This is a genomic window from Gorillibacterium sp. CAU 1737 (assembly GCF_039888655.1).
Classification (GTDB): Bacteria; Bacillota; Bacilli; order Paenibacillales; family NBRC-103111; genus Gorillibacterium.
Genome location: NZ_JBDQQO010000002.1, coordinates 172909 through 195808 on the forward strand (window position 1 = coordinate 172909; position 22900 = coordinate 195808).

27 protein-coding genes are annotated in these 22900 nt (G+C 50.8%); 7 read left to right on the forward strand and 20 right to left on the reverse strand.

What is annotated here, in order from left to right:
- Nucleotides 1-158: 158 nt before the first annotated feature.
- On the forward strand, nt 159-692 hold the full coding sequence (locus AAFN83_RS05170) for a hypothetical protein (protein WP_347767633.1): 534 nt from the start codon (nt 159-161) through the stop codon (nt 690-692).
- A 227-nt stretch (nt 693-919) separates the two neighbouring features.
- Here AAFN83_RS05170 and AAFN83_RS05175 read toward each other — a convergent pair whose 3' ends face one another.
- Entirely contained in the window at nt 920-1156 is a 237-nt protein-coding gene (locus AAFN83_RS05175; RefSeq protein WP_347767635.1) for a hypothetical protein, read from the reverse strand.
- A gap of 99 nt (nt 1157-1255) precedes the next feature.
- Complete coding sequence (locus AAFN83_RS05180; RefSeq protein ID WP_347767636.1) at nt 1256-1960, reverse strand: TetR/AcrR family transcriptional regulator; 705 nt, start codon at nt 1958-1960, stop codon at nt 1256-1258.
- Between the two features lie 133 nt (nt 1961-2093).
- On the opposite strand from AAFN83_RS05180, the gene AAFN83_RS05185 reads away from it, so the two are divergent.
- Nucleotides 2094-3446: an MATE family efflux transporter gene (locus AAFN83_RS05185; RefSeq protein WP_347767637.1), complete on the forward strand. Its 1353-nt coding sequence runs from the start codon at nt 2094-2096 to the stop codon at nt 3444-3446.
- 89 nt (nt 3447-3535) lie between these two features.
- Here AAFN83_RS05185 and AAFN83_RS05190 read toward each other — a convergent pair whose 3' ends face one another.
- The 7 genes from AAFN83_RS05190 to AAFN83_RS05220 form a co-directional block, all read right to left on the reverse strand.
- Nucleotides 3536-4204 (reverse strand): hypothetical protein, encoded by a 669-nt coding sequence (locus AAFN83_RS05190; protein ID WP_347767639.1) that lies wholly within the window; start codon nt 4202-4204, stop codon nt 3536-3538.
- A 195-nt stretch (nt 4205-4399) separates the two neighbouring features.
- The gene (locus tag AAFN83_RS05195) at nt 4400-5263 is read right to left on the reverse strand and encodes an aldo/keto reductase (RefSeq protein WP_347767640.1); all 864 of its coding nucleotides are present in this window, start codon (nt 5261-5263) and stop codon (nt 4400-4402) included.
- Between the two features lie 11 nt (nt 5264-5274).
- Nucleotides 5275-6132 carry an aldo/keto reductase gene (locus tag AAFN83_RS05200; protein ID WP_347767642.1) on the reverse strand — a complete coding sequence of 286 codons (858 nt, stop codon included), beginning with the start codon at nt 6130-6132 and terminating at the stop codon, nt 5275-5277.
- 19 nt (nt 6133-6151) lie between these two features.
- A complete protein-coding gene (locus tag AAFN83_RS05205; protein ID WP_481810483.1) occupies nt 6152-6559 on the reverse strand; it encodes a cupin domain-containing protein in 408 nt (135 codons plus the stop codon).
- Between the two features lie 2 nt (nt 6560-6561).
- Entirely contained in the window at nt 6562-6903 is a 342-nt protein-coding gene (locus tag AAFN83_RS05210) for a carboxymuconolactone decarboxylase family protein (RefSeq protein ID WP_347767643.1), read from the reverse strand.
- Nucleotides 6888-7307 carry a MerR family transcriptional regulator gene (locus AAFN83_RS05215; protein ID WP_347767645.1) on the reverse strand — a complete coding sequence of 140 codons (420 nt, stop codon included), beginning with the start codon at nt 7305-7307 and terminating at the stop codon, nt 6888-6890. The genes AAFN83_RS05210 and AAFN83_RS05215 overlap by 16 nt, the downstream gene beginning before the upstream one ends.
- 109 nt (nt 7308-7416) lie before the next feature.
- Complete coding sequence (locus tag AAFN83_RS05220) at nt 7417-7572, reverse strand: hypothetical protein (protein ID WP_347767647.1); 156 nt, start codon at nt 7570-7572, stop codon at nt 7417-7419.
- Between the two features lie 135 nt (nt 7573-7707).
- Between AAFN83_RS05220 and AAFN83_RS05225 the strand changes: the two genes are divergently transcribed.
- Nucleotides 7708-8046 (forward strand): DUF7716 domain-containing protein, encoded by a 339-nt coding sequence (locus AAFN83_RS05225; RefSeq protein ID WP_347767648.1) that lies wholly within the window; start codon nt 7708-7710, stop codon nt 8044-8046.
- A gap of 90 nt (nt 8047-8136) precedes the next feature.
- Here AAFN83_RS05225 and AAFN83_RS05230 read toward each other — a convergent pair whose 3' ends face one another.
- On the reverse strand, nt 8137-8331 hold the full coding sequence (locus AAFN83_RS05230) for a DUF2188 domain-containing protein (RefSeq protein ID WP_347767650.1): 195 nt from the start codon (nt 8329-8331) through the stop codon (nt 8137-8139).
- Nucleotides 8332-8505: 174 nt separating this feature from the next.
- Complete coding sequence (locus AAFN83_RS05235; protein ID WP_347767651.1) at nt 8506-9138, reverse strand: LysE family translocator; 633 nt, start codon at nt 9136-9138, stop codon at nt 8506-8508.
- 213 nt (nt 9139-9351) lie between these two features.
- Between AAFN83_RS05235 and AAFN83_RS05240 the strand changes: the two genes are divergently transcribed.
- The 3 genes from AAFN83_RS05240 (at nt 9352) to AAFN83_RS05250 (ending at nt 10749) form a co-directional block, all read left to right on the forward strand.
- On the forward strand, nt 9352-9690 hold the full coding sequence (locus AAFN83_RS05240) for a WGxxGxxG family protein (protein ID WP_347767653.1): 339 nt from the start codon (nt 9352-9354) through the stop codon (nt 9688-9690).
- An 85-nt stretch (nt 9691-9775) separates the two neighbouring features.
- Nucleotides 9776-10141 carry a hypothetical protein gene (locus tag AAFN83_RS05245; protein WP_347767654.1) on the forward strand — a complete coding sequence of 122 codons (366 nt, stop codon included), beginning with the start codon at nt 9776-9778 and terminating at the stop codon, nt 10139-10141.
- An 86-nt stretch (nt 10142-10227) separates the two neighbouring features.
- Nucleotides 10228-10749, forward strand: coding sequence for a DUF3231 family protein (locus AAFN83_RS05250; protein ID WP_347767656.1), 522 nt, complete (start codon nt 10228-10230; stop codon nt 10747-10749).
- A gap of 39 nt (nt 10750-10788) precedes the next feature.
- On the opposite strand, the gene paiA is transcribed toward AAFN83_RS05250, so the two are convergent.
- The 9 genes from paiA to AAFN83_RS05295 form a co-directional block, all read right to left on the reverse strand.
- Nucleotides 10789-11334 carry a spermidine/spermine N(1)-acetyltransferase gene (gene paiA / locus AAFN83_RS05255; RefSeq protein ID WP_347767657.1) on the reverse strand — a complete coding sequence of 182 codons (546 nt, stop codon included), beginning with the start codon at nt 11332-11334 and terminating at the stop codon, nt 10789-10791.
- Between the two features lie 24 nt (nt 11335-11358).
- Nucleotides 11359-11811 carry a MarR family winged helix-turn-helix transcriptional regulator gene (locus AAFN83_RS05260; RefSeq protein WP_347767659.1) on the reverse strand — a complete coding sequence of 151 codons (453 nt, stop codon included), beginning with the start codon at nt 11809-11811 and terminating at the stop codon, nt 11359-11361.
- Nucleotides 11812-12148: 337 nt separating this feature from the next.
- Nucleotides 12149-13348: an MFS transporter gene (locus tag AAFN83_RS05265; protein ID WP_481810484.1), complete on the reverse strand. Its 1200-nt coding sequence runs from the start codon at nt 13346-13348 to the stop codon at nt 12149-12151.
- A 62-nt stretch (nt 13349-13410) separates the two neighbouring features.
- Nucleotides 13411-14439, reverse strand: coding sequence for an ROK family protein (locus AAFN83_RS05270; RefSeq protein WP_347768252.1), 1029 nt, complete (start codon nt 14437-14439; stop codon nt 13411-13413).
- Nucleotides 14440-14748: 309 nt separating this feature from the next.
- The gene (locus AAFN83_RS05275; RefSeq protein WP_347767661.1) at nt 14749-17022 is read right to left on the reverse strand and encodes an ATP-binding cassette domain-containing protein; all 2274 of its coding nucleotides are present in this window, start codon (nt 17020-17022) and stop codon (nt 14749-14751) included.
- Between the two features lie 151 nt (nt 17023-17173).
- Nucleotides 17174-17935: an SDR family NAD(P)-dependent oxidoreductase gene (locus tag AAFN83_RS05280; protein WP_347767662.1), complete on the reverse strand. Its 762-nt coding sequence runs from the start codon at nt 17933-17935 to the stop codon at nt 17174-17176.
- A 55-nt stretch (nt 17936-17990) separates the two neighbouring features.
- Nucleotides 17991-20168, reverse strand: coding sequence for an MMPL family transporter (locus AAFN83_RS05285; RefSeq protein WP_347767664.1), 2178 nt, complete (start codon nt 20166-20168; stop codon nt 17991-17993).
- A 212-nt stretch (nt 20169-20380) separates the two neighbouring features.
- Nucleotides 20381-21031, reverse strand: a complete 651-nt coding sequence (locus AAFN83_RS05290; protein ID WP_347767665.1) for a response regulator — start codon at nt 21029-21031, stop codon at nt 20381-20383.
- Nucleotides 21028-22128: a sensor histidine kinase gene (locus tag AAFN83_RS05295; protein WP_347767667.1), complete on the reverse strand. Its 1101-nt coding sequence runs from the start codon at nt 22126-22128 to the stop codon at nt 21028-21030. Before AAFN83_RS05295 ends, AAFN83_RS05290 begins: the two co-directional genes overlap by 4 nt.
- A 280-nt stretch (nt 22129-22408) precedes the next feature.
- Here AAFN83_RS05295 and AAFN83_RS05300 point away from each other — a divergent pair, with 280 nt between their 5' ends.
- The gene (locus tag AAFN83_RS05300; RefSeq protein WP_347767668.1) at nt 22409-22897 is read left to right on the forward strand and encodes a DUF4358 domain-containing protein; all 489 of its coding nucleotides are present in this window, start codon (nt 22409-22411) and stop codon (nt 22895-22897) included.
- Nucleotides 22898-22900 lie beyond the last annotated feature (3 nt).

Genomic DNA, 22900 nt, shown 5'->3' on the forward strand with positions numbered 1-22900 from the left:
AACTGATTATATACTCAAATCATTTTCTTCAATTTGAAAATGAGGTTTTAGGATTTTTTTCATTATTTGACCCAATGCAAAAAACAGGTAGTGCATAATCGGATTATTTCAACACAAAATACAATGGGTTCAAATAAACCATTTTAGGGGTGAAAAAGATGGCGGTTATCGACGTTACCGATCATGTTGTAAATTATCTAAAAGAACACTTTGTAGGCAAAGGTGTCACCGCTGATGGCATTAAAATAGGCGATTCGGTTAATCGTTATGGGGTTGGGAATAAAACTTATGCATCGGGAAGTGCAACGATAAGTTCATTCGTGTCACATAATGGTAAAATTGAAAAGGCACCTATATTTGATGGGTATGGTTATCGGTCGGAAATGAATTTAAATTATAGGTTCGATGGTCAGACGAGTTCAGAGAAGTATCAATATCCAGGCCGTATCTTAATTGATCATCCTTGGGGCAACCTTCACCCCTCAGGTGAGATCGAATTTCATATTCATGCGGGTCAGGATACAAACTGGACAGTCACAATTACAAGGATGACCTTTGAAAATATTGCCGAAGATAGACCCAATAAGTTTATTCAGGAGCACGTTGCCAGTCAGTTTAGAGGGATAATGGAGACTCTGCTTCCAGAAGCCGTCGCAAGTTCGCCGAATCCAGAAGTCCAACCAGTTGGATGAAGTAGTAATTACGCATGCGGATACAATGTACAGCAGAAAGGAAGATCGGGTTACCCGGTCTTCCTTTTACTGAAAGTCCGTCTATTAACAGAACCGTTAATGACAACTGTTTTATTGGATCAGTCTAGAACTTATTTTTCAAAAGCTGACGATTCTTCATTTCTAAAATCGCATCAAATCAAGGTGTTTTGATTTGCTTCAAGTCATGGGGTTAGTTCCATGTTGAGTCATCCAGATATTGAATTCTCTTCCAGAAACGAAAGGGTCGTATCATTCATCAAGTTCGGATTTTCCCTGCCTATATGCGGGCCGTGACTCCCGTTGTGAACAACCAGATACCTAGACTCCTCTACAAGGGAGACCAGCCGCTTACTCTTCTCCTCGCCACAAATAGATCGTGCTCCCCGGTTATAAATAACGCTGGGCATGATATATTTCCTAATTCCCTTTATGAGCTTCCCCATGTCTCTCCATCATCTGATTTGTATCCTGGCATCCATGCTCCACCAGCCATTCCGGCTCAAATTCCTCAGCTCCGGTTGGGTCGCAGTACTCCGATCCATTCATGCCTTCGCCATATTGTCCTGCTCGTTCGTCTGCGTCTGGATCACCTGCTCAATCCCCAGCAGGATCAAATTGACACCGAACTCAAACGCCCTGTCCGTCCCCATCACATCGAACAACCCGCTCTTGAATATCCCCCGGAACAGTCCCGCTTCCATCTCGCTCATGGAGTCTAAAAGACGAACCATCTCTCCGTTCGCATGCACCCCCTGCTCTTTCACAAGCTCCGAGACATTCCGTTTGTGCTGATAATCATCAAGAACGAAGAAGAAGACATAGTTCACAAGCGTAAGAACCACTTGCAGCTTCTGCTCTTGCTCAAGCGGCGTCGATTCCACGCAGAGCAGCATGCGGTTGGTGAACCGGATGAGGTCCGGTTCGTGGGGCAGCGTCATCATCATAAGCTGCGTGGAGCAAGGATACCGACTGAGCACGCTTCGGATCGTGCCCGCCAGCCCCGTCAGCTGCTCCTTCCAATCCCCTTCCGAGTGGAACTCCTCCAGGATAACCCTCGAAACTTGGTTGGCCAGCCGGTAATAGAGATCCTGCTTGCTCTTGAAATACCAATACAGAGAGGGAGCCTGAATCCCGAGCCGGTCGGCCAGTCGCCTTAGGCTAAATTTCTCAATGTCCTCCTCCCCCAGAAGCTTCCAGGAGGCTTCCAAAATCATCTCCTCTGAAATCTGAGGCTGCTGCTTTTTCATTGCTATCCGCCCTTTTATCTAACAGTGTAAGATTGTGCTTTACAGCTTTCTAGGATCATGATATCATCTAACACTGTAAGATTCAATCTAACGGTGTTAGGTTGGTACTAAACCATAGAAAGCAGTGATCTCCGTGGATGCAGAAAACCTCCATTACTTTGAAAAGGCCCCCGTCGCAAAGGCCGTCGCTCATTTCGCGGTACCGATGATGTTAGGCACGTCAATGAGTGTCATCTATTCCATCTTGAATGCCTATTTCCTAGGTACGCTCCACAATACGGCCATGTTGACCGCCCTCGCGCTAACCTTGCCGCTATTCGCGATCATTATGGCTTTAGGCAACTTGATCGGCATCGGCAGCGGTACCTTCATCTCTCGTTTGTTGGGAGAGAAGAAGGTTGATGAAGTCAAGCAAGTGTCCTCATTCGCCTTTTACAGCAGTTTGGCTCTCGGGCTCATCGTAGTAGCGGTCGGGCTACCGTTCATCGATCCCATCGTTCATGGTCTGGGGGCAACACCAGATTCCTTTGGTTTTACAAAAGAGTACACCACCATTATGCTTTTGGGTTCACCTATCGTCGTATTGTTTTTCACGCTCGAGAATATCGTGCGCTCCGAGGGTGCTGCCCTCACATCCATGGTCGGTATGATTCTTAGTGTGGTTGTCAACATTATCCTCGATGCACTTGTCATCTTCGTTTTCCATGGGGGGGTGATTGGCGTCGCATCCGCTACGGTTCTCTCGAACTTGGTGGCAAGTGTATTCTTCGCCGCCCACATCAGATCGAAGAGCCAAGCTTTAACCGTGTCCATAAAATGGTTCAAGGCGACCAAGGAGATCCTAATCAATGTATTCAAAATCGGCGTTCCCGTCTTTGTGATGAGCCTCTTCCTGGGCGCCATGTCCCTCATCTTTAACCATTTTCTTGTTGAATATGGAGATCCAGCTGTAGCGGCTTATGGAATATCCTCTCGATTATTGCAATTTCCCGAGTTTATTCTGATGGGACTATGCGAGGGAGTCGTACCGCTCATCGCCTTCTCCTTTACGGCGAATAAATTACGAATGAAGCACACCATTCAATTCACGCTCAAAGTGATTGCGGGGTTGGCTGTTGCATTCGGCCTCATCGTCTATCTGATTTCCGACCACTTGATTGGACTATTTACGAACGATCCGCTGCTAATTGAAATGGGCAGCTACATTCTCCATGTGACGTTCCTGTCGCTGTTTATTACAGGGATGACCACGTTGTTTACGGGGATCTTCCAAGCAACCGCGCAAGGAACTGCCGCTTTCATTATGTCCGTCATTCAGGGAGCTACTCTGATTCCTGTGTTGGTTATCGCCAATCGAGTGAGCGGCTTCCATGGGGTGGTCTGGTCGCTCGTCATCGCGGATGCCGTCGCGTTCCTTGTCGGTGCCGGTATGCTGTATGTTCTGCGCAACAAGTTGCAGCCGGATTTGGAACAGTTAGCCCAGTGACTTTCACCGAAACACAAGAAGGCAGAATCAGGGACTTCCCTGATCCTGCCTTTTTCGGTTACAAAGGTTTTGCTATTCATGGATGTTACTTATTCGTTGCTGGCAAACACGCGATAAACCGTTTCCTGGTCATCCTGCACATAAACCACGTTGATGGTACTCACTTTCCAGTCCCGAAACGTTAAATAAACATAGTCCCGACCGGAAGTTGAGGCTATCATGCCTGAGGACTTTTGGTATCGTTCATCACTGGGTTTCAGGTAGATGCATTCGAATCTCTGTTTACGATATTCTCCGGCTTCTTGCTCGGTCAACTCATGGATACGCTTATCTGCCAGGGAATAACGGAATGCAGCAACGAATCCTCCCGACCCATTGTTAAAGTTAAAAATCAGTTGGTTCCCGTCTTGCGTAGCAAAAGAACTCGGCAAAACATTGGAGTATCTTGCTGATGCGAATGATGAGGTATCGAAGGATCGAATAAGAGCCGTTTCCTTCAGATCATAGACATATACTCCACCCGTGGTTTCAAATATTACCTTGCTGTTGTCTGCGTAAATGAGCTTGGGAGGTTCGGAGCCAATCATCAAACTCTCCATTTTGGTTAAGTCAACCTCGGGAATAACAACTTCATTTTGATTGGCGGCAGGCTCCGTTGAAGCTGCCTTGCCTCGATCATAATAATGAAAGATGGCCATGACAATCGCAACACAAGCAACAGCCGAAATACAGGAAAGGAGTACTGTTTTTTTATTCATTGGCCCTCCAAGTGAAACTTGCTTTTATAACTTTGTCTCTTATATATACATTGGAAATATGCGTTGTAAATAGCGAAAAATGATAGGTTTTGTCTTAAATGAAAACCTCCGCGATATCCACGGAGTTCACCTGTTCAAAACAAAAAACGGCAACCCGGTTGCGGCTGCCGTTTTCCTCCATGCTTTCATTCCATATTACTTTAACTTCCCGCCAAACACCGGGAAGAAGCTATGCTCACCATAATTCTGGATGGTCTCTACATTCTTTAGAGTCTCCATGTCTGTATCGCTGATAACGAAATCCAGTTCGGCATTGATTCTCATGTGATCCGGATTTGCCGTCTTCGGAAGAACGACAAGCCCCAGTTGGAGATCATAACGCAGGCAAAGCTGTGCAACCGAGATTCCGTACTGATCGGCCATCGCCTTCACTTCGGCATGATCAAGAATTGCACCGTGTGCAATGGGTGAGTAGGCCTCCACCAGGATGTCATTCTTCTGGCAGAACTCGATTAGCTCTGATGGAGTATTGCCGATATGAGCTAATACCTGATTAACCATCGGTTTGATTTCGCAGCTTGCCAGGATGTTCTCTACATCATCCTGAAGGAAATTCGATAAGCCGATTGCCTTTACTTTACCTGCCCGATAAGCATCCTCCATGGCTTTCCATACTTCCTTGTTTTCCTCGAAGTAGCGGTTCTCCTCCCGAAACTCCATCCAAGGCTGCGGGCTGTGGATAATCAGCAGGTCCATGTACTCCAGTCCCAGCTTATCCAAAGACTCCTCAATCGACTGCCTCGCAGCATCATAGCTCTTCGCTTCGGCAGCAACCTTGGTCGTGAGAAAAAGCTCTTCTCTTGGGACTCCGCAGGAACGGATTGCTTGCCCCACCCCAACTTCGTTCTGGTAAGCCTGGGCTGTATCCACATGGCGGTACCCGATCGACACCGCATCCCGCACGGCCTGAGCGGCCTGTTCATCGTTAAGCAGCCAGGTGCCCAAGCCCACTTTAGGTATTTCTACCCCATTTGATAATTTGTAGGTTTCAGTAAACATGGTTTTCCTCCTTATTCCAATCCTTTTTTGCCATAGCCGGTCAAAAATTCAACCGTCTGTGGATCGTTATGGGCGAAGAACGCCGTTTTCCCGGTATCCAGTGCAACGATTTTGGCCATATCCTCTGCCGTCAGTTCAAAATCGAAGACATTGAAGTTTTCTTCCATCCGGTTCCTGTTTACTGTTTTTGGAATGACCACAACGCCTCTCTGGATCAAGAACCGCAAGGCGACCTGCGCAATCGATTTGTTGTAGGGTTCGCCAATCGCTTTTAAGGTTGCATTGCTAAAAAAGTCGTTTCGGCCTTCGGCAAAAGGCCCCCAGGATTCGATCTGCGTGTTGTATTTCTTCATGATTTCCTGGGCTTGTCCCTGTTGGTGGAACACATGGGTTTCGACTTGGTTCACGGCGGGCACGACATCGGTAAATTGAACAAGGTCGATGTATCGATCTGGATAGAAGTTGCTGACGCCGATCGCTTTCAATTTGCCTGCCCGATAGGCTTCTTCCATCGCACGGTACGTGCCGTAATAATCGCTAAATGGTTGATGGATGAGGAGCAGGTCCAGCTCATCCAGCTGAAGCTTTCTCAGGGATTCGTCGATGGAGGCTTTGGCTTTCTCATAGCCGGCATTCGAGATCCATACCTTGGTCGTGACGAAAAACTCTTCTCTTGGGATCCCGCTCTTCTGGATCGCCCGACCTACCGCTTCTTCATTTCGATAAGCCTGCGCGGTATCGATGGAACGGTACCCTACGCTTATGGCATCAAGCACACATCGCTCGCATTCCGCCTGATCTGGAATTTGATAAACCCCGAAACCCAAGATCGGCATCTTGCTGCCATTGTTCAATGTTACGTATTCCATGACATGAACCTCCTATTCGTTACTTGATTTTATTCACTTCGGCATACTGATCATCGTTGACAGGCTCATACCATTCGGTTTCGGGTTTGCTTGGATCACCAACAGCTGCCAAATGAACAAACCAGGAATCCTCTGCTGCGCCGTGCCAATGCTTCACTCCCGCCGGGATTACGACGACGTCCCCCGCCTTTAAGCGTTGCGCGAGCTTCCCTTCCGCTTGGTAGTACCCTTCACCAGCCGTGACGAGCAGCAATTGCCCTCCAGCATGAGCATGCCAGTGATTGCGGCACCCTGGTTCAAACGTTACGTTGCCAATGGCATTGGGTCCAGGGGTGAGCATGTTCAAATAACTTTGCCCGATGAAATATTGAGTAAATGGATTAGGTTCTCCTGCATCGAATAAAAGGGTTTCGTTCATCTCCTGGATGATCACGAGCTGGAACCGCTCCCTTCGTCCTTGTAAATCTCTTGTGCAATACGGAACGCTGACCAGGCTTTAGGCCACCCGCAATAAAAGGCCAGTTGTGTGACCACTTCAACCATTTCTGCTTGCGTCACTCCGTTCGCTTTCGCTTTGGTCATATGGAAGGGCAGCTGTTCCATATTCCCGCCTGAAAGGAGCGCTGAAACGGTAATCATGCTGCGGTCGCGCGGGCTCAGCTCTGCTTCCCGACTCCAAACCTCTCCAAACAAGACATCATCGTTTAACTCCGCAAATTTTGGCGCAAAATGACCCAATTGATCCCGTCCAGCGGTTACTTTTTCGGACATTCGGGTTCCTCCTTCTTGATTTCACCGCTTTGTAGTTTCTCTTCCAGCGGCACCATAGTGGCCTCGTAATTGTCTACTTTGAATTTCAGGTAATCACGGGCACGAACCAATGATTCGATTCGCTCCTCCAATTCACCCAATTGATCCCGAAGGATTTCTTTCCGTGCGGGAATGTTCGAGGCATCGCCTTTTTGGAAAAGGGTAATGTATTCAATCAGGGCTTCTGTACCGACACCAGCGTCTCGCATGTGTTTCGAAAACTTGATCCACCCGATATCACTCTCCGAAAAATCACGAACCCCGTTATCGTCACGAGGAACCGGTGGAATCAATCCAATTCGTTCGTAATAGCGGATGTTTTCCGGTTTCACTCCCGTTAATTCACTGGCTTTTTTGATATTCATGGGCTCTCCCCCTCATGGGCATGTGAACACTATAATCCTTAAAGTGCACTTTAACGCAAGAGGGTTTCCCAACTATTGTGCCCTTGGAAAAATCAATTAACAGTTCGGTTTACCAGCCCTCAAATAAAAAATCCGCGGATTCCGCGGATTTGGTCAGATGCGTTCGGTCTATGGACGGGCAGCAGATGGAATCATCCAGGTACGAGGCAATCACTCCCAATTGGTATTCATATCCATCCATCAAGTAATAGACTTGCTTGTTCATTGCTGGCATTCTCTGTGATCACTTCCGCATCTTCAAAACTCCTATCTCGATGAAATGCAATACGTCACATGAATACTATATAATGGAATTGACTTCAATCATAGCGGCCTAATGAACAAGGAGGAGTTAATCCAAATGGACGTAATTCGAAAACCAATAACCATTCATCAGCTTATTGGGATAGCACAAGATGATTTGGACGAATTCAATCTGTACCGGAAAGAGGATTCCCCTATTGACGAAACATCGACTCTTTACTTAGATGATCCTATTGATGTCGATGACGAAACCGATGAGGAAATCTATCCTGAGTTTGCAAAAGAACATGGGCTGAGCATCTATTTCAGTGGACAAGTCGCGTCCGATCTTATCGCAAATACCCGGCATCAGGTGAAAAACCCATCCCTGCAGGACTACATCGATAACTTCAACTATTACGATAAGCATGATTGCTTTTTTACTTTTTCTCAGTAAGTTACTTCTTATTATGTAAAAGGCAGCCGATCTTGTTAGAACGGCTGCCTTTTTCGTTGGGATCTCGTGCCTTACTTATGGATCTATACATCAGTGGCTCTTCTTACGAATCTGCTTGTCGTGATTCTCTCCCCATTCTTTGGCTTTGGCGGTTGCGATCGAGATCGCACGGCTTTCGGAGTAACCATCCTTCAACAGCTCATTGGCAATGTCGATTGCCTTGTTGCGGACCGGAGCCATGAAGTTCTTGAGTGAATCCGGATAGTCGTCCTTGGTCCAGGGCATGTCCACTCCTCCCTCCTGTCCCGTTTCTACCCTCTATTAGCCGTCAAAGAGGTCGTTGAATCACGGTGGCCTCAATCGGCCAGGTTACAAGCCCCCTACCGCAAAACACCCCCATCGTTGAAGAGACCGCTTTCTCATCTCTGTCCAACGATAGGGGTGTTTTTTGTGAATGTACTATAAGAAGTGCTCTTGCAGGCTGAGCAAGAATCTGTATAAAAAATGAATACCAAAGCCGATTAACGTTACTCCTGCCCCGATGGATACCCACTTGATGGCGGTCCGATTCATCACCTTTCGCGTTGTCGCCACGATGGTCATCAGGCCGAGGTCATGGATGAGAATTCCACTAAGAATGCCCAAGCCAATAATCACGAACGCGTAGGGATTGGACCTGTCGAAGGAGCTCGAGAGCACCGTGCCAAACACACTGATCCAGAAGACCAGATTGCTCGGGGAGACGGCGACAAGCAGCCCATTTTTATAGGAAGAAATCAAGGATTTCTTCTTTTCACCGGTTAGGGTGATGTCGTGATCCGCATGTTTAATGCTGTCGTAGCCAACATAAAATAAAAACAACGCCCCCAGGAGCCACATGGCCACCTGAACAATTGGCAAGGAAAGCACGGAGGCAAGCCCCAGATATAAGCTTAGGATTAGCAATAAATCAATGGTCATTCCTCCAAGGCCGACAACCCACCCATACAGAAATCCATTCTTGAGACCCTGCTTCGTCATCTCGATCGTGACCGTTCCGACAGGCAGCGCTATGGACAAGCCAAGGACGACATACGTAAGAAATAAATTCATGGTTTATCCACTCACTCTGCTTTATTTTTATACGAATTTGTTCATTTTAATGCACTCAAAGAAGAATTTCAATCCATTTCACTGATGCCGAGAAATGGCGTGAATGGCAACCTGGTGCACTTCCACCCTTTTCCACGCTTAATCCACTAGGCAATCGAACACAATACCTCCGAAACTCAATTGCCATAAAACTACACCCAAAGGAGCATGACGATGAAGAAAAAAGTTGCCATGGTTGCCCTGCTCAGCCTAACGTTAGCTACTTCCGGCTCGGTCTACGCAAATGCAAACACGATGACGGGGAACCAGTCGACCAACCAAGGTTATACCGGAACCGCAACAAACGATGCAATGAGATCCAACACGAATTACTCGTCGTACGGTACTAACAACTACAATGGATACTCGAATAACGGAACGGCTGCCAACAACAATACGAACCGCTACAGAGCTGCTGCCACGGACAACGACAACGACAACTGGGGTTGGCTTGGTCTTCTCGGTCTTCTGGGCTTGGCGGGCATGCGGAACAGATCCGGCGAGAAGCACTAAGTTCCTTTGATCCCGAAGGTGCCTGCATGACAGCCAACTTCATGGGATACCCTGCCCTACGCCCTAACTAAAGGAGGAACAACACATGCAATACACCAATGGAGTCCAACAATCCCTGCAGCAATGTGAGCAAATTGTTCAACAACTCGTAGCTCAAACTCAGCAAGCCAGTCAAAATTATCAGCTGCTCCTGCAACAAGAGCAACAAAACGCACAACGACTCGAAGAGCTCGCCCAACGGGAGCAAAGAGCGTCCCAGACCATTCAAGCTGCCCTGCAAGGCCACCACACCGCGGTTCAACAACTGCAACAGATTGCTTCTCTCTGCCGGCAAGTGGAACAAACGGTCCAAAACCAAACGTTCAGCCCGACATTCACCCACCAAGGCGGAACGTACCCGACGGCTAACCCCGGGTATAACCCGATTCCTACCAACAGATCCTTCCAGTAATATGGCAATCAAGAAAAGCCCTTTGATAAGGGCTTTTCTTACAACCGGATGTGAAGAATTCTTTTCAAGGAAGGCAGGAATAACAAATGGGCATTTTAAGCGGTAACCCGAAAAAGGAACCCCTCCATTACGGAGAGGCCTACGATGTGTGGCAATTCTCAATGGCGGCAAAGGGATGCCTATCCACTTACCGCTTACTCCATTACCATGCAGGAGACAAAAATCTTAAGGGCATTATTGGGGATGTGATCAATCAAGCTGAGCTTGAGATTTCGGAGTGCGACGAGATCTTGATCCATAACGGGCTCGTTCCGTTCCCTGCCTTGCCTGAGCGCCCCGAAGCCCGCTTGGAGGACATTCCGATCGGAGCCCGGTTCACGGATATGGAGATTGCCGCGATGGTCTCCGCCGATTCAGCGGCGGGCCTCGTCATCTGCAGCCAGATCATGGGCAAATCCATTCGAGAAGATATCGGAATGCTGTTCGGGAAATACCACGTCACGAAAGCGGCGATCGGGCTAAAGGCACTTCGCTTAAGCAAGGAAAAGGGCTGGCTTGTCCCGCCCCCGCTCGTCGTGGAAAGACAGTTGGAAGAAGCCCTGAGATAATCAAGGAGGTCCGCCTGCTGGCGGACCTCTTGTTCGTTTCTATTCAGGAGTGGGAACTGCATCGTTCCCGGAGAGGCGCAAGGTCATGATGATATCCGTTTGCTCCTCGTCCCCCATCACAAAGGAGTGCGCCCCCGTCGGGACAAATTTCATTTTTTTATAGAAGGCAAGGGCATTCTCGTTCTTTTCCCAAACCCCCAGCCAGACCTTCTTCTTATCCCGCTCCCTCGCGATCTCCACGGCTCGATTCAAAAGGTATTTGCCGAGTCCTTGCTTATGGAAATCGCTTCGGATGTAGATCCTCTCGACTTCAAGCGCATCAATGCCCATCGCTTCCGACTGAGCGTCCATGATGTTTAGCTTCAGGTAGCCGGCCCTTTGTTCCCCCACATAAAGGAAATAGAACTCGGAATGGACGTTGGACAGCTCCTTCTCCAACTGCTCCCGGTTATAAGCCTTCTCCATGTAAGTGGCCATGTTGGCCGGTGTATTCTGATCCTGAAAGGTCTCCTGGAAGGTTTCCCTGCTGATTTCTTGAAGAGCAGTCACCTCTTCACCTGTGCACCTCATAATCGTGATGGTCACGTTACCTATCCTCCGTCTGCCAAATTAATAAAGGCGTTGATTTCCCTTCTTTACATACTCCCAGTCCACTTCTACATTCTTTCGAACCCGGTGAAGCAGTTCAAAGAGGGTTTCCATTTCGCTATCGGAGAACCCGGAGAGAGCGACCCGGTTGGAATGGTCATGTTCCCTCCTGATAAACGGATAAACAGCCTCCCCTTTCTCCGTAGGAAAAAGCTTTTTGATTTTTTGGTTCGCGGGATCGGCTTTCTTTTCAATAAACCCGTTCCCCTCCAGCTTCTGGATGGCACGGGCCGCCGTGGTCCGATCCACCTTGATCAGGTCCGCAACCTTTTCTTGAATGATGCCCGGATTTTCACAGATACGCACGAGGTACAGGTACTGCCCCTTGGTAAGGTCATGTCGTTTGAATTCTATATTGCTGATGGAATCGAGCGCCCTAGCGATCATCCCAACCTCGCGTAGAACTTCCTTCATGTTCGCAGCTCCCAGGAAAATCTTATTTATTCATCGTCATGCGCTAGCAAAAGCATACGTTATTTTTGTTGCATTTGCAACATTTCGAGTATGATTTCCCGATTCCCTTGGATGACCAGTCAGCGCTCAAAACAAAAACGAGCCCTGGAAGAGTTCCTAGGCTCGTTTTTCGTAGCTGTGAGTTTTCCTTACTGTGCGCCGACTACCCGATGCGGAACATACGGTTCTACCCGCTCTACGATCACTCGGTCAACTTCCGCTGTCGCATCATACTTGGATCGTTGAATGTGATCGGTTTCGGAACGGTATCGGAGACAGCTCGTCTATGACCCTACGCTTAGATGAGCTCTTTGCGTTTGGTCAAATAACGGAACAACACCAAACCGGTCACGGCACACAACGCCGCACACAATCCAATTACCCCATACCCCGCCTGAAGCCCGCGAAGCAGCCCGGCATGAGAATCCGCGCCGACAAGCTTCTTGACCGTTTCAATCACACCACCGATAAGATAATTGCCGATCACGCTGCCTAACCCCATCATCGTAACCGTAAAGGTAATGGCGGTATCACTTCCGTTTGGGTACCGTTTGGCAATGAAGGCCATCACCGTCGGGTAGATCATCGCAATACCAATCCCTGCAGCAGCAAACAGAAAGGCGAAGCGAACCCCGCCGAAAATGGCGAGAAAGGTACATACCGCCGAGGAACCAGAGAACAGGATCAAGGATACCGTGAACCCCATCTTATCCGTTAACGGGCCTAACAAAAGTCTCGCAAGGGCAAAGCACAAGAAAAAGGCGGAGAGCATCCCGGAAGCCCGAACCGTATCCCAGCTGTAGGCTTTCTCCAGGAAGTTCACAAGCCATCCTCCGACCGCCAATTCCGAAACCACGCCGAAGGAAAGAACAAACACCATGAGCCATAGCACCGGGTCCTTCAACAACACCTTCAGAGGAACACGGTCTTCGTGCTGAATGCCATCCCCCGGAAAAGTGCTGAACAGGGCGAAAAGAACCGGCACTAAGGACAAAAGCAGCATCAGCAGATACATTCCGCGCCAATCCAACGTATGGCCGTTGATGGTAACCCCCATCAAGCCTGTCGCGATGAGCGGGGCGACGGTCGAGCTAAGGCCATAGAAGCCATGGGACAGATTCATCATCGTTCCGGTGTTCTTCACAAAGATGCGTGCGCCAAGGATGGCCAATCCGATCTCCAGCATTCCGTTGCCGATGTACATCAGAAAGTACGAAGCCGAGAACATGGCGTAGTGATGGGAAAAGAAAATGAGGACACCCGAAGCTGCCATGGACCCCAGCGCCATGATGGTGACCGCCTTGATCCCCCAAATCCGCGTCAGGTACGCGGTGAAGGAACAAGCGATCAAGTAGCCCAGAGCGTTAAGGGATAGCAAAGTACCAAGCTCGGATTCACTCAGCATGAAATCCAGCTGAATGCGCGGAATGGCCGGCCCCTTGATGTTTTCTGAAAATCCGAATATGACAAATCCTAAAAAGATCGTGGCCAGCTGCATGGCATAAATCCGGTTAAATTTCTTGGATGTCTTCTCCACTTGATGCGTTCTCCTTCGACTTTTTATCTTCTCTCAATGAGCTGCAGGCGGTAGGTTAAGGATTCCAGCGTCGCCGTAGCCAGCCCTTTCCTGTATTCCTGTTGCGTATCCCTTTGAATGAACAGCTGCGGCATATGCTCTTCCGGAATGTTCGTCAAGCAACCCTCGCGGAGCTCGTTCAATTGAGGCTCATGGGGAAGCTCGCCTGTGATCGCGATCGTGACCGGGTTCATGATGGCGATGATCGAGGTTAACGTATGAACGGCCAACCGGATAAACCCTTCTTCGGTATGGAGCTGTCGCAATTGCTCCTCGCGTGTCACTCCAAAGGGCAAGAAGGAAACCTCGCCGCCAAATTTCGTGTTCCCGGATAAGATACGCCCGTCTACGATAAATCCGGCCCCGGGAAAATGGTTTTTCGGAAACGTCACGATCGCAAACGTCTTTTCCTCTTCGAAGTTTTGCATGAGGTAAAATCCGTAGACCGTCATGTTCATGTCGTTTTCGACGGTAACCGACAGCTCATATTTTTCCTCAAGGAAGGGCCCTAACGGCTTGCCCGCAAGGTCTGGAACATCGCAGACGCCGATTATCCCGCCATGGACGACGCCGGGAATTCCAACGCCGATCGCTAGAACATTGCGATGTTCGTTAATCAGCTTCTCGATCACCTCGTCCACTACCTTGAGATCGATCTGTTCCAGGACCTCTGTTGCTTCCTGGATCACCTCACCGAGCAGGTTCACGACGGTGTAATGGATGGAGTGAATGCCTCCTTCCGTCTTGACGAGCAAGCAGACGACGCTGCCAAAGTCGGCATTATATCGATACGGTTTGGCCGGTCTACCGCCGTTTGACTCTTCTGGTTCCAACTCCATGACTTCGCCGGAAGCGACAAGTTCATTCAGGATGGTGCCGCAGGTGGCCACGCTCAGCCCGGTCAGGCTTGCAATCGACGCTTTGGTCCCGGTTCCCTGTGTCTTCAGCGTGTTTTTAACGAGTTCCACATTCATTTTTTTCACTTGAAGCGTATTGTGCGTAACGGGTTCTATTCGAATCACCTCTTTACTCAATACTTATTACAACTGTTTTAATAATTGAAGTGTAGTATACCTTTCCGCTTTCGTCAATTGCTTTATCCGCCGCAATTACTTATACGGCTAGGACCTCACTTTGGCGTTGTGTTGACTGCTCGCTTTTCCATAAGGACTCCTGCTGCGGTTAAACGAAGGGAAAAACCATCTCCTATCATGGACGGCTTTTCCCTGGCGAATGTATTGGGCGTCCCGATCAGAACCCTCATCGAACGATCCAATTGTGATTGTGTTTGTCATCACCGGTCTCAGCCATCGACTCGATCGTTAATGGGACGGGCTGCTCCGTTCGAGATACCTTCCCGTGATCGATTGCTCCGCATGGACGATCTCTGCCGGCGTGCCCTCAAACACCACCTGGCCGCCCTTGCTGCCGCCATCCGGCCCCATATCGATGATCCAATCTGCTTGGCTGATGACCTCCAGGTTGTGCTCGATGACCATTACCGTATTGCCAGCATCCACCAAGCGATTCATGATCTCCAACAAATGATCGATATCCGACATGTGCAGCCCTGTTGTCGGCTCGTCCATCACATAGAGGCTTCCCTGCTTGTGCAGCTCGCTGGCGAGCTTGATCCGCTGGCATTCTCCGCCGGATAGCGAGCTGAGCGGCTGACCGAGCGTGAGGTAGTTCAGCCCCACATCGCTCATCGCCTGAAGCTTGCGCACCACCTCTTTGAGCTGGAAGAAATCGAGTGCTTGCTCCACCGTCATCTCCAGAACATCGGCAATGGACTTCCCGTTCAGCTTATAGGCGAGCACTTCCTCCTTGAAGCGCCGTCCTCCGCATACGTCGCACGGAAGTTTCACGCTCTCGAGGAAGGCAAGGTCGGTATATACGACACCCAGCCCTTGGCAGTTCTCACAAGCTCCCTTGGAGTTGAAGCTAAACAAGCCTTGGTTCACCTTGTTCGCGGAAGCAAACGCCTTGCGTACATCGTCCATGATCCCCGTGTAGGTGGCAGGATTCGAGCGTGTGGATACGCCCACTGCCGATTGATCGATGACAATGGCATCCGGCTGCTGGCTGAGGAAAACTTCGTTGATGAGCGTGCTCTTCCCCGATCCCGCTACCCCCGTGATCACCGTGAGCACTCCGGTAGGAACGTCAACACTCACATCCCGCAGGTTGTGCAGGGTGGCATTCGCAATGGATAGCTTGCCCGATGGCTGGCGGCAATCGCGCTTAAGCTGGAGCGGCCGCTTCATGTGCCTGCCGGTCAGCGTATCTGCTTCCAGAAGGCCGAGGTAGCTTCCTTCATACATGATCATACCGCCGCGGCTGCCGGCATGTGGTCCGACGTCGACGATATGATCGGCTACCTTGATCACATCGGGATCATGCTCGACGACAATGACGGAATTTCCTTTGTCGCGCAGCTTCACAAGCAATTCGTTCAGCCGGTGTACATCCCGGGGGTGCAAGCCCACGCTCGGCTCATCGAAAATGTACGTGACGTCCACCAGACTGCCGCTCAGGTGCTTCACCATTTTGACGCGCTGCGACTCGCCGCCGGACAGTGTATCCGTCTCCCGGTCCAATGATAAGTAGTCGAGTCCGATGTCCACCAGATGCTGAAGCCGCTCCGTCAGCGACTTGACCATGGGTGCGGCGACGGGTTCATCAAGCTCTCGGATGACACGGATGAGCTCTCCGACCTCCATCGAGGACATTTCCGCAATGTTATGCCCATGGATTCGGCAGCTAAGCGCGGCTTGGCTGAGTCTAGCACCGCGGCAGCTGGAGCAGGGGCCTTCGGATATGAAGGGCGCAACCGCCTTTTGCGTGCGCTCGGACTTTGCCTTCAAGTCCTGCTTGATGTATTTGTTGGTGAACTTCTCTATGCAGCCTTCGATGGTGACATTGGTTGCTTTTCCAGCGAAATCGAGCTGCACCTTCCTCGCCTTGCCGTAGAGCAGTTGGTCTAGCTCCTCATGCGAGTAGTCGCTTAGCTTCTTGTCGGGATCGAAGGAGCCCGATTGGAAGAGCAGGTTCCAATCCCAGCTATTCACCGCATAATCGGGCAGCAGAAGCGCCCCTTCATTCAGAGACTTGGACAGGTCGACGGCCTTCTTCGTGTCTACGCCCAGCTTGCGGCCGATCCCGCTGCATTCGGGACACATGCCTTGCGGATCGTTGAACGAGAACAGGTGCGCTTGCCCCACATAAGGTTGACCTATGCGGGAGAAGAGCAGGCGGAGGATGGGGGAAATGTCCGTAATTGTGCCCATCGTGGAGTGGGAACCGCCGCCCAGCCTTTTTTGATCCACGATCACCGCCATGCTCAGGTTCTCAATCGCATCGGTATCCGGCTGCGGAACGCGGGGCAGGAAATTGCGCACGAACATGCTGAAATTCTCATTCAGCAGCCGGGTGGATTCAGCGGCGATCGTATCGAAGACAATGGATGATTTGCCCGACCCGGATACCCCCGTAAAAATGGTGATCTTTCGTTTGGGGATGCGCAGGGAGACGTTCTTGAGATTATTTTCTCTTGCGCCTGAGATTACGATATACTCCTGATTGTCTTCGCTCATGTCTACCGCCCTTCCGATCTTGTTTTTATCTGGACTCACATTGTACCATTCTTTGGCTGGAGGGCAATACCAAAAGAGCCACTCCTGGAAGAGTGGCCCTTACTGCCTCAACTGCCTATTCATTTCGTTCAAGCTGTTCATGAGGTTTAGATCAGATTGCAGGCATGACGTTCCCGCCGCTGACGGGAACATAAGCCCCGGTAATGAAGCTGGCCAAATCACTGGCAAGGAAGGCGACCACGTTCGCAATCTCCTGATCCGTGCCGCGCCGCTTCAAGGGTACGGTTCTCTCGTAGGATTCGCTCCGCTCGGTATGCTCCAGCCGGTCGCGCTCACTGATCGTCCACCCCGGAGCCACTTGGTTCACAGTTACTTGAGACTCGCCCGCTTCTTTTGCCAGAACGCGATAGATTCCGTCCATGGCTCGCTTGCCGGCAACGTAAGCGGATTGGCCTGGGAAATTCTGCATGGAGCTCTCGGTGTTGATGCCGATCATGCGACCGCCCTTCCGCTCGATCATGCCGGGAACAAACGCTTTTGCCAGATACACGCTCTGCATGGCGCAGGAACGGAACTGGCTCTCGTAGTCCTCCTCCGGTTGTTCCAGCACGGACTTCCATTCGTATTGGATGACGGCATTCGCGACGACGATATCCACCTCGCCCAGTTCACTCGCGATCCGTTCCTTCAGCGCAAAGACCGATTCTTTGTCGGTGATATCGGCTTGGACGGGAACAGCCTGTCTCCCCAAAGCAGTGATTTCCCTTGCAAGCTCAAACGCCTTATCCGCATTGCTATGATAATGAAGCGCCACGTCCGCGCCGCAGGAGGCCAGCGTTCTCGCGATAACCCGCCCCAGTTGACCCGTTGCTCCGGTTATAAGTGCACGCTTGCCGCTCAAATTGATTTCCATGTCTTCTCAGCTCCTTTTCCCCAATTGTACCATGCCGGGTCCAAGCAGCAGAACCTTATTCATCCCTCTTGGCGGAATGAACCTCCTTCATAACCTCTTCCCCCTCTACATCCAGATTAGGCAAGAGACGGTCGAGCCATTTGGGCAAATACCAGGCGGATTTCCCCAGCAAGGTCATAATCCCTGGAACGATTAGCATCCGAACGATAAAGGCATCGAACAGAATGCCGAATGCGAGGGCAAAGCCCATGACCTTAATGGTGGGATCCTCGGCCAGCATGAAGCCGGTAAAGACCGAGATCATGATCAAGCCTGCAGCCGTCACCACACCGCCGCTGTGGCGAATCCCGGCAAGGACGGATTTCTTGGCGTCTCCGCTCTTCTTGAATTCCTCCCGCATGCGGCTGACCAGGAATACCTCATAGTCCATCGCGAGTCCGAAGAGAATCCCGACGACGATAATGGGCAGGAAGTTGAGCACCGGGGATTCGGCATGGAAGTGGAACAGCTTTTGCAGGTACCCGTCCTGGATGACGAACGTTACGAAGCCCAGCGTTGCTCCGAGAGACAGGATGAACCCGAGTACCGCTTTGATCGGAACGAGCAACGAGCGGAAGACAACCATCAGGAGCACAAAGGCCAACCCGACGATAATCAGGCAAAAGGTCGGCAGCGCTTGATTCAGCTTCTGTGAGATATCGATGTTAACCGCCGTGCTGCCGGTTACCATGAGCTGAACGTGCTCCCGCTGCTCAAGGTCTGGAGCTTTTTCTCGGATCTCTTTTACCAGCTCTTTCGTTTCGCTGTCATGAGGCCCCGTGGCCGGGATCACGCTGATAAGCGACAACGTTCCAGAAGGCCCCGGGATAGCCGGTGCCACCATTCCGATATTGGGGTAGGTCTGCAATTCCTTCAAGGCTCGTTCCAGGTTTGTCGCCGCATCCTCCCCTCCATCGGTCTTGGCCAGGATCACCAATGGACTGTGGTAGCCCTTGCCGTAGGCTTCGGTAAGAAGATCATAGGCTCGGCGCTCGGTTTTCTCGGTCGATTTTTGCGCATCATCCGGGATACCGGTCTCCATGTGGAAGAAAGGAACGGCGATGGTTCCGAGCAGCGCGACCCCAAGTACCACCGCTAATAGCGGGCGGCCGGTAACCCATCGTCCCCACCGATTGCCGTGAGATGCGTCATCGGCTGCTCGTCCAGCCGACGAGGCCTTCTTCTTCGGCGCTTTGATACGATCCCCCATCAGATCAAGAATGGCGGGAACCAGGAAGATGGCCGTTAAGATGGCAACCAGCACGCAGAGTGCTCCCGCCACCCCCATCGCCGTAAGAAACGGAACGCCGACAAAGGAGAAGCCTACCAGCGCGATGATTACGGTAATCCCCGCAAACACCACAGCGCTTCCGGCCGTTCCGTTCGCGATCGCAATCGCTTCCCTACGCTCGAAGCCTTCCGCTAGCTGCTGGCGGTATCGGGAAATGATGAACAACGCGTAATCGATTCCCACTGCAAGACCCAGCATGGCGGCCAGAGACAGGGCAAACGAGGGAGTCTCAAACAGATTCGATCCGATGATAATCATCATCAAGCCGGTGCCCAGGCCAATGGCTGCTGTTAGAATCGGCAGGACACCGGTGAGCAGCGAACCAAATGCAACCGTCAGGACCAACAAGGCAATGAGGACGCCGATTCCTTCCGTTGCCCCGCCGATCTCCATCTTCACATAACCCGAACCGGTCAGCTCAGCCTGCCATCCTGCATTCCGAAGCACGTCAGCTGTTTCAAGAACATGCTCCTTGGATGCCTCCGTCACGTCATCTCCTGGTGTTTTGTACGTTATGGTGGCGTAGCCGATTGTACCATCCCCATTCAGCGAATGGTTATCGAGCGGACTGATCACTGCGGTGACCTCTTGGTCTTTCGCCAGTTCAGCCAGTTGGGCTTCAAGCTGTTGCTGCGCCCCCTCTGAGGAGAAGGTCTCTCCATGAGGTGTCTTCAGGACAAGCTGGATTTTCCCGCTGTTGTCCTGCATGCCTGGAAATTCTTTGTTCATCAGCTCCAGGGTTTGCTGCGATTCCAATCCGGGAATGGAGGTTTGTTCTTCAAAGTTGGCCCCCAGGGAAACCGCTACAATGGCAGCTGCCAGCAGGATCGCTATGCCCCCGCATAATACCTTCCATCGATTTTTGGCCGACCAGAAGCCCAGCCGGTACAACATTTTGGCCATAACAGTATCGTCTCCTCTACTCTCCATCTTGTGGATTCGTCCCTTATCATACCGGGAGAGGAAACGGGCTACATCGTTCGAAAGGGAGCCAGGCGGTTGCCCTTTCGGGCAGCCCTTCGAGACACGAACTCGGACCATGCCCAATAACATGCAAAAAAGACATGCGAGAGTATTCCTCGCATGTCCAGCTTCGTTCCAATAACCCGCTTGTTCTATCGGGGCAGAATCCCCCGTTCCATTGCCGCGGCCACCGCTTGAGAGCGAGAATCGACTCCGAGCTTGTTGTAGATGCTGGTCAAGTGGGCTTTAACCGTTCGCTCCGAAATCCCCAAGTCAAAAGCGATCTCTTTGCTTCGAAACCCTTTTGCCACGCAACGAAGGACATAAGATTCCTTTTCACTCAGCAGAGACGCATCCTCAGCGGCAGGGTTTGTTGCCACTGGAAGCCGAGCGGCGATCACCCGTTCCATCATATCCGCCGACAATAGCGTTTCCCCGCGTATCGCGGACTCGATCGTTCGGAACAAATTTTCCCTACTCGTGTCCTTCAGCAGATACCCATTGGCTCCGAGCGCCAAGCCCGCTACCATGAGCTCATCCTCATTGTACGTGGTGAGAATGATCACCGGAATGGCATTATTCTGAGCCTTTAACGCCCGCATCGCGTCCAATCCGCCCATGACGGGCATGTTCAAATCCATCAGAATGACATCGGGCTTCATCGTTTGGAGCAGGGTCAACGCTTCCTTGCCATTGGCGGCTTCGCCGGCAACCTCGTAGTGCTCGCTGGTCTCCACGATCAGCTTAAGGCCTTCGCGGACCACATAATGATCGTCGACAATCAATAGCTTATAGGTACTCATGGCTGTCCTCCTTCGCCCAGCGGGATCGTGATGGTAATGGTTGTCCTTCCTGGATAGCTGGTTACCTCCCCAGCTCCGCCCATCAGTCGGGTTCGCTCCTGAATACCCAGAAGGCCATAATGGCCCGCTTCTTTTCCAATCTCCGCAGTATGGAAGCCCACGCCGTTATCAATCATTTCGATCGTCAGGGTATGGTTCGCATCGGATAAGGTCACCCAAACCATGCTCGCCTTGGCATGTCGTGCGGTGTTCGTCAGTCCTTCCTTCACGATCTGCAAGCTGTGCTCCATGATTAATCGGGACAGCGTTCGGCTCAGCTTGACGTTCAAGACAGCCGGAATCCCCGTCGCCTGCTTGAAATGCCGAACCTCGTCCTCAAGGGACTCCTTGAAGTCCATCTCCGGAGCGGCCTTCAGCCGCAAATCATCAATCGCTCTCCGGGCCTCGGCCAATGTTCGGCGAGCCTGCTGCATCGACTGCTTGATAATGCTTTGTGCGCGCTCGCCATTGCCTTTGGTCATATGAGCATCTGCTGCTTCCAGCTGCATGATCAGTCCGGCTACGCCCTGTGCAAGCGTGTCATGCAGATCGCGGGCCATTCGCTGCCGCTCGTTGGATAGGGTCAGCTCCTCCACCCTCTGATGCGCTTCCTGCAGTTCGTGCAGAAAGCTTTGGATACGCAGCCGCTCCTGAACCTGGCGAAAGAACAAGAGGCCATACGCCACGATGATAATCAGCATCAAGAAGAACAGCGGCAGGAAAACGGCCAGACCATGCCGATCATCTACCGTCAAGGCCGAATCAAAGAAAATGACCATGCTCAAGAGCGAGACGAACACCACCCGTTTGATTCGAAACGAAAAACCCAGGCTCTGTGCAATCAGAACCGGGAGCAATCCGATGAGGACCGCTTGGTAACCATCCCGCATGAGGATGGCGCATAGATAGATCAGGGTGCCCTGGATTGCGAAATAGAACCAGAACTGCTTTTGGGTCATTCGGTAGGAATTCCAATGCAGCAGGACATGAATCACAAACAAACCGGTAAACACGATGCTGGACAGAATCACGGGTTCTTTCAAAAATTGAAGGATCATCGTTCCCACATAGACAAGGGAAAGCCAAATAAGTACGGGGATCCGGGATGCGAATAACTCATTGATAGTATCCAGTCCCGCCTTCTTGTCATTCAAATGGATCACCCTCTCTCGTTAGAAACAGGCAGTCGGATTCAGCATAGGCCATTCTAGCCTGATGTGCCATCGTCCAAACGTACAGATGCTTCTGCCCTTTTGGGCAATACTGCAACATTTTTGCGACGGGCGGCGTCGATAGTGTTATTCGACAAAAACCTACATCAAGGAGAATGAAGCTACCATGCGCAAACCTTATCTTATCATGATGACCGTTGTACTCGTTTTGTTGATTAGTGCCTGCGGCAACAAAAACAGTGCAGAGCCTGTGTACGAACCCTCCATGACCACCAAGGAAATGGTTGATAGTGTGACCTCCAAGTATGAACAGCCTGCTCTGGTGGAGCTAACCGCCGAGGATATCAGCACCCTTTATCATCTTGATCCTCAGTTGCTTGACCAATATACCATTATGATGCCGATGATGAATATCAAGACCAATGAAATTGCTGTGATGAAGGTCAAGGACTCCAAGGATATTCCCGCTGTGGAAGACGCAGTAAAGCAGCGTGCCACCGATATTCAGAAGCAATTCGAGAATTACTTGCCCGATCAGTATGAGAACGCCAAAAACTATAAATTGACCACAAACGGCAACTTTGTGATTTTCATCATCTCAGAGAAAGCCGATGAGCTGGAGAAGGCCTTTTCCGACCTGTTTGTTAAGCCCTGACGC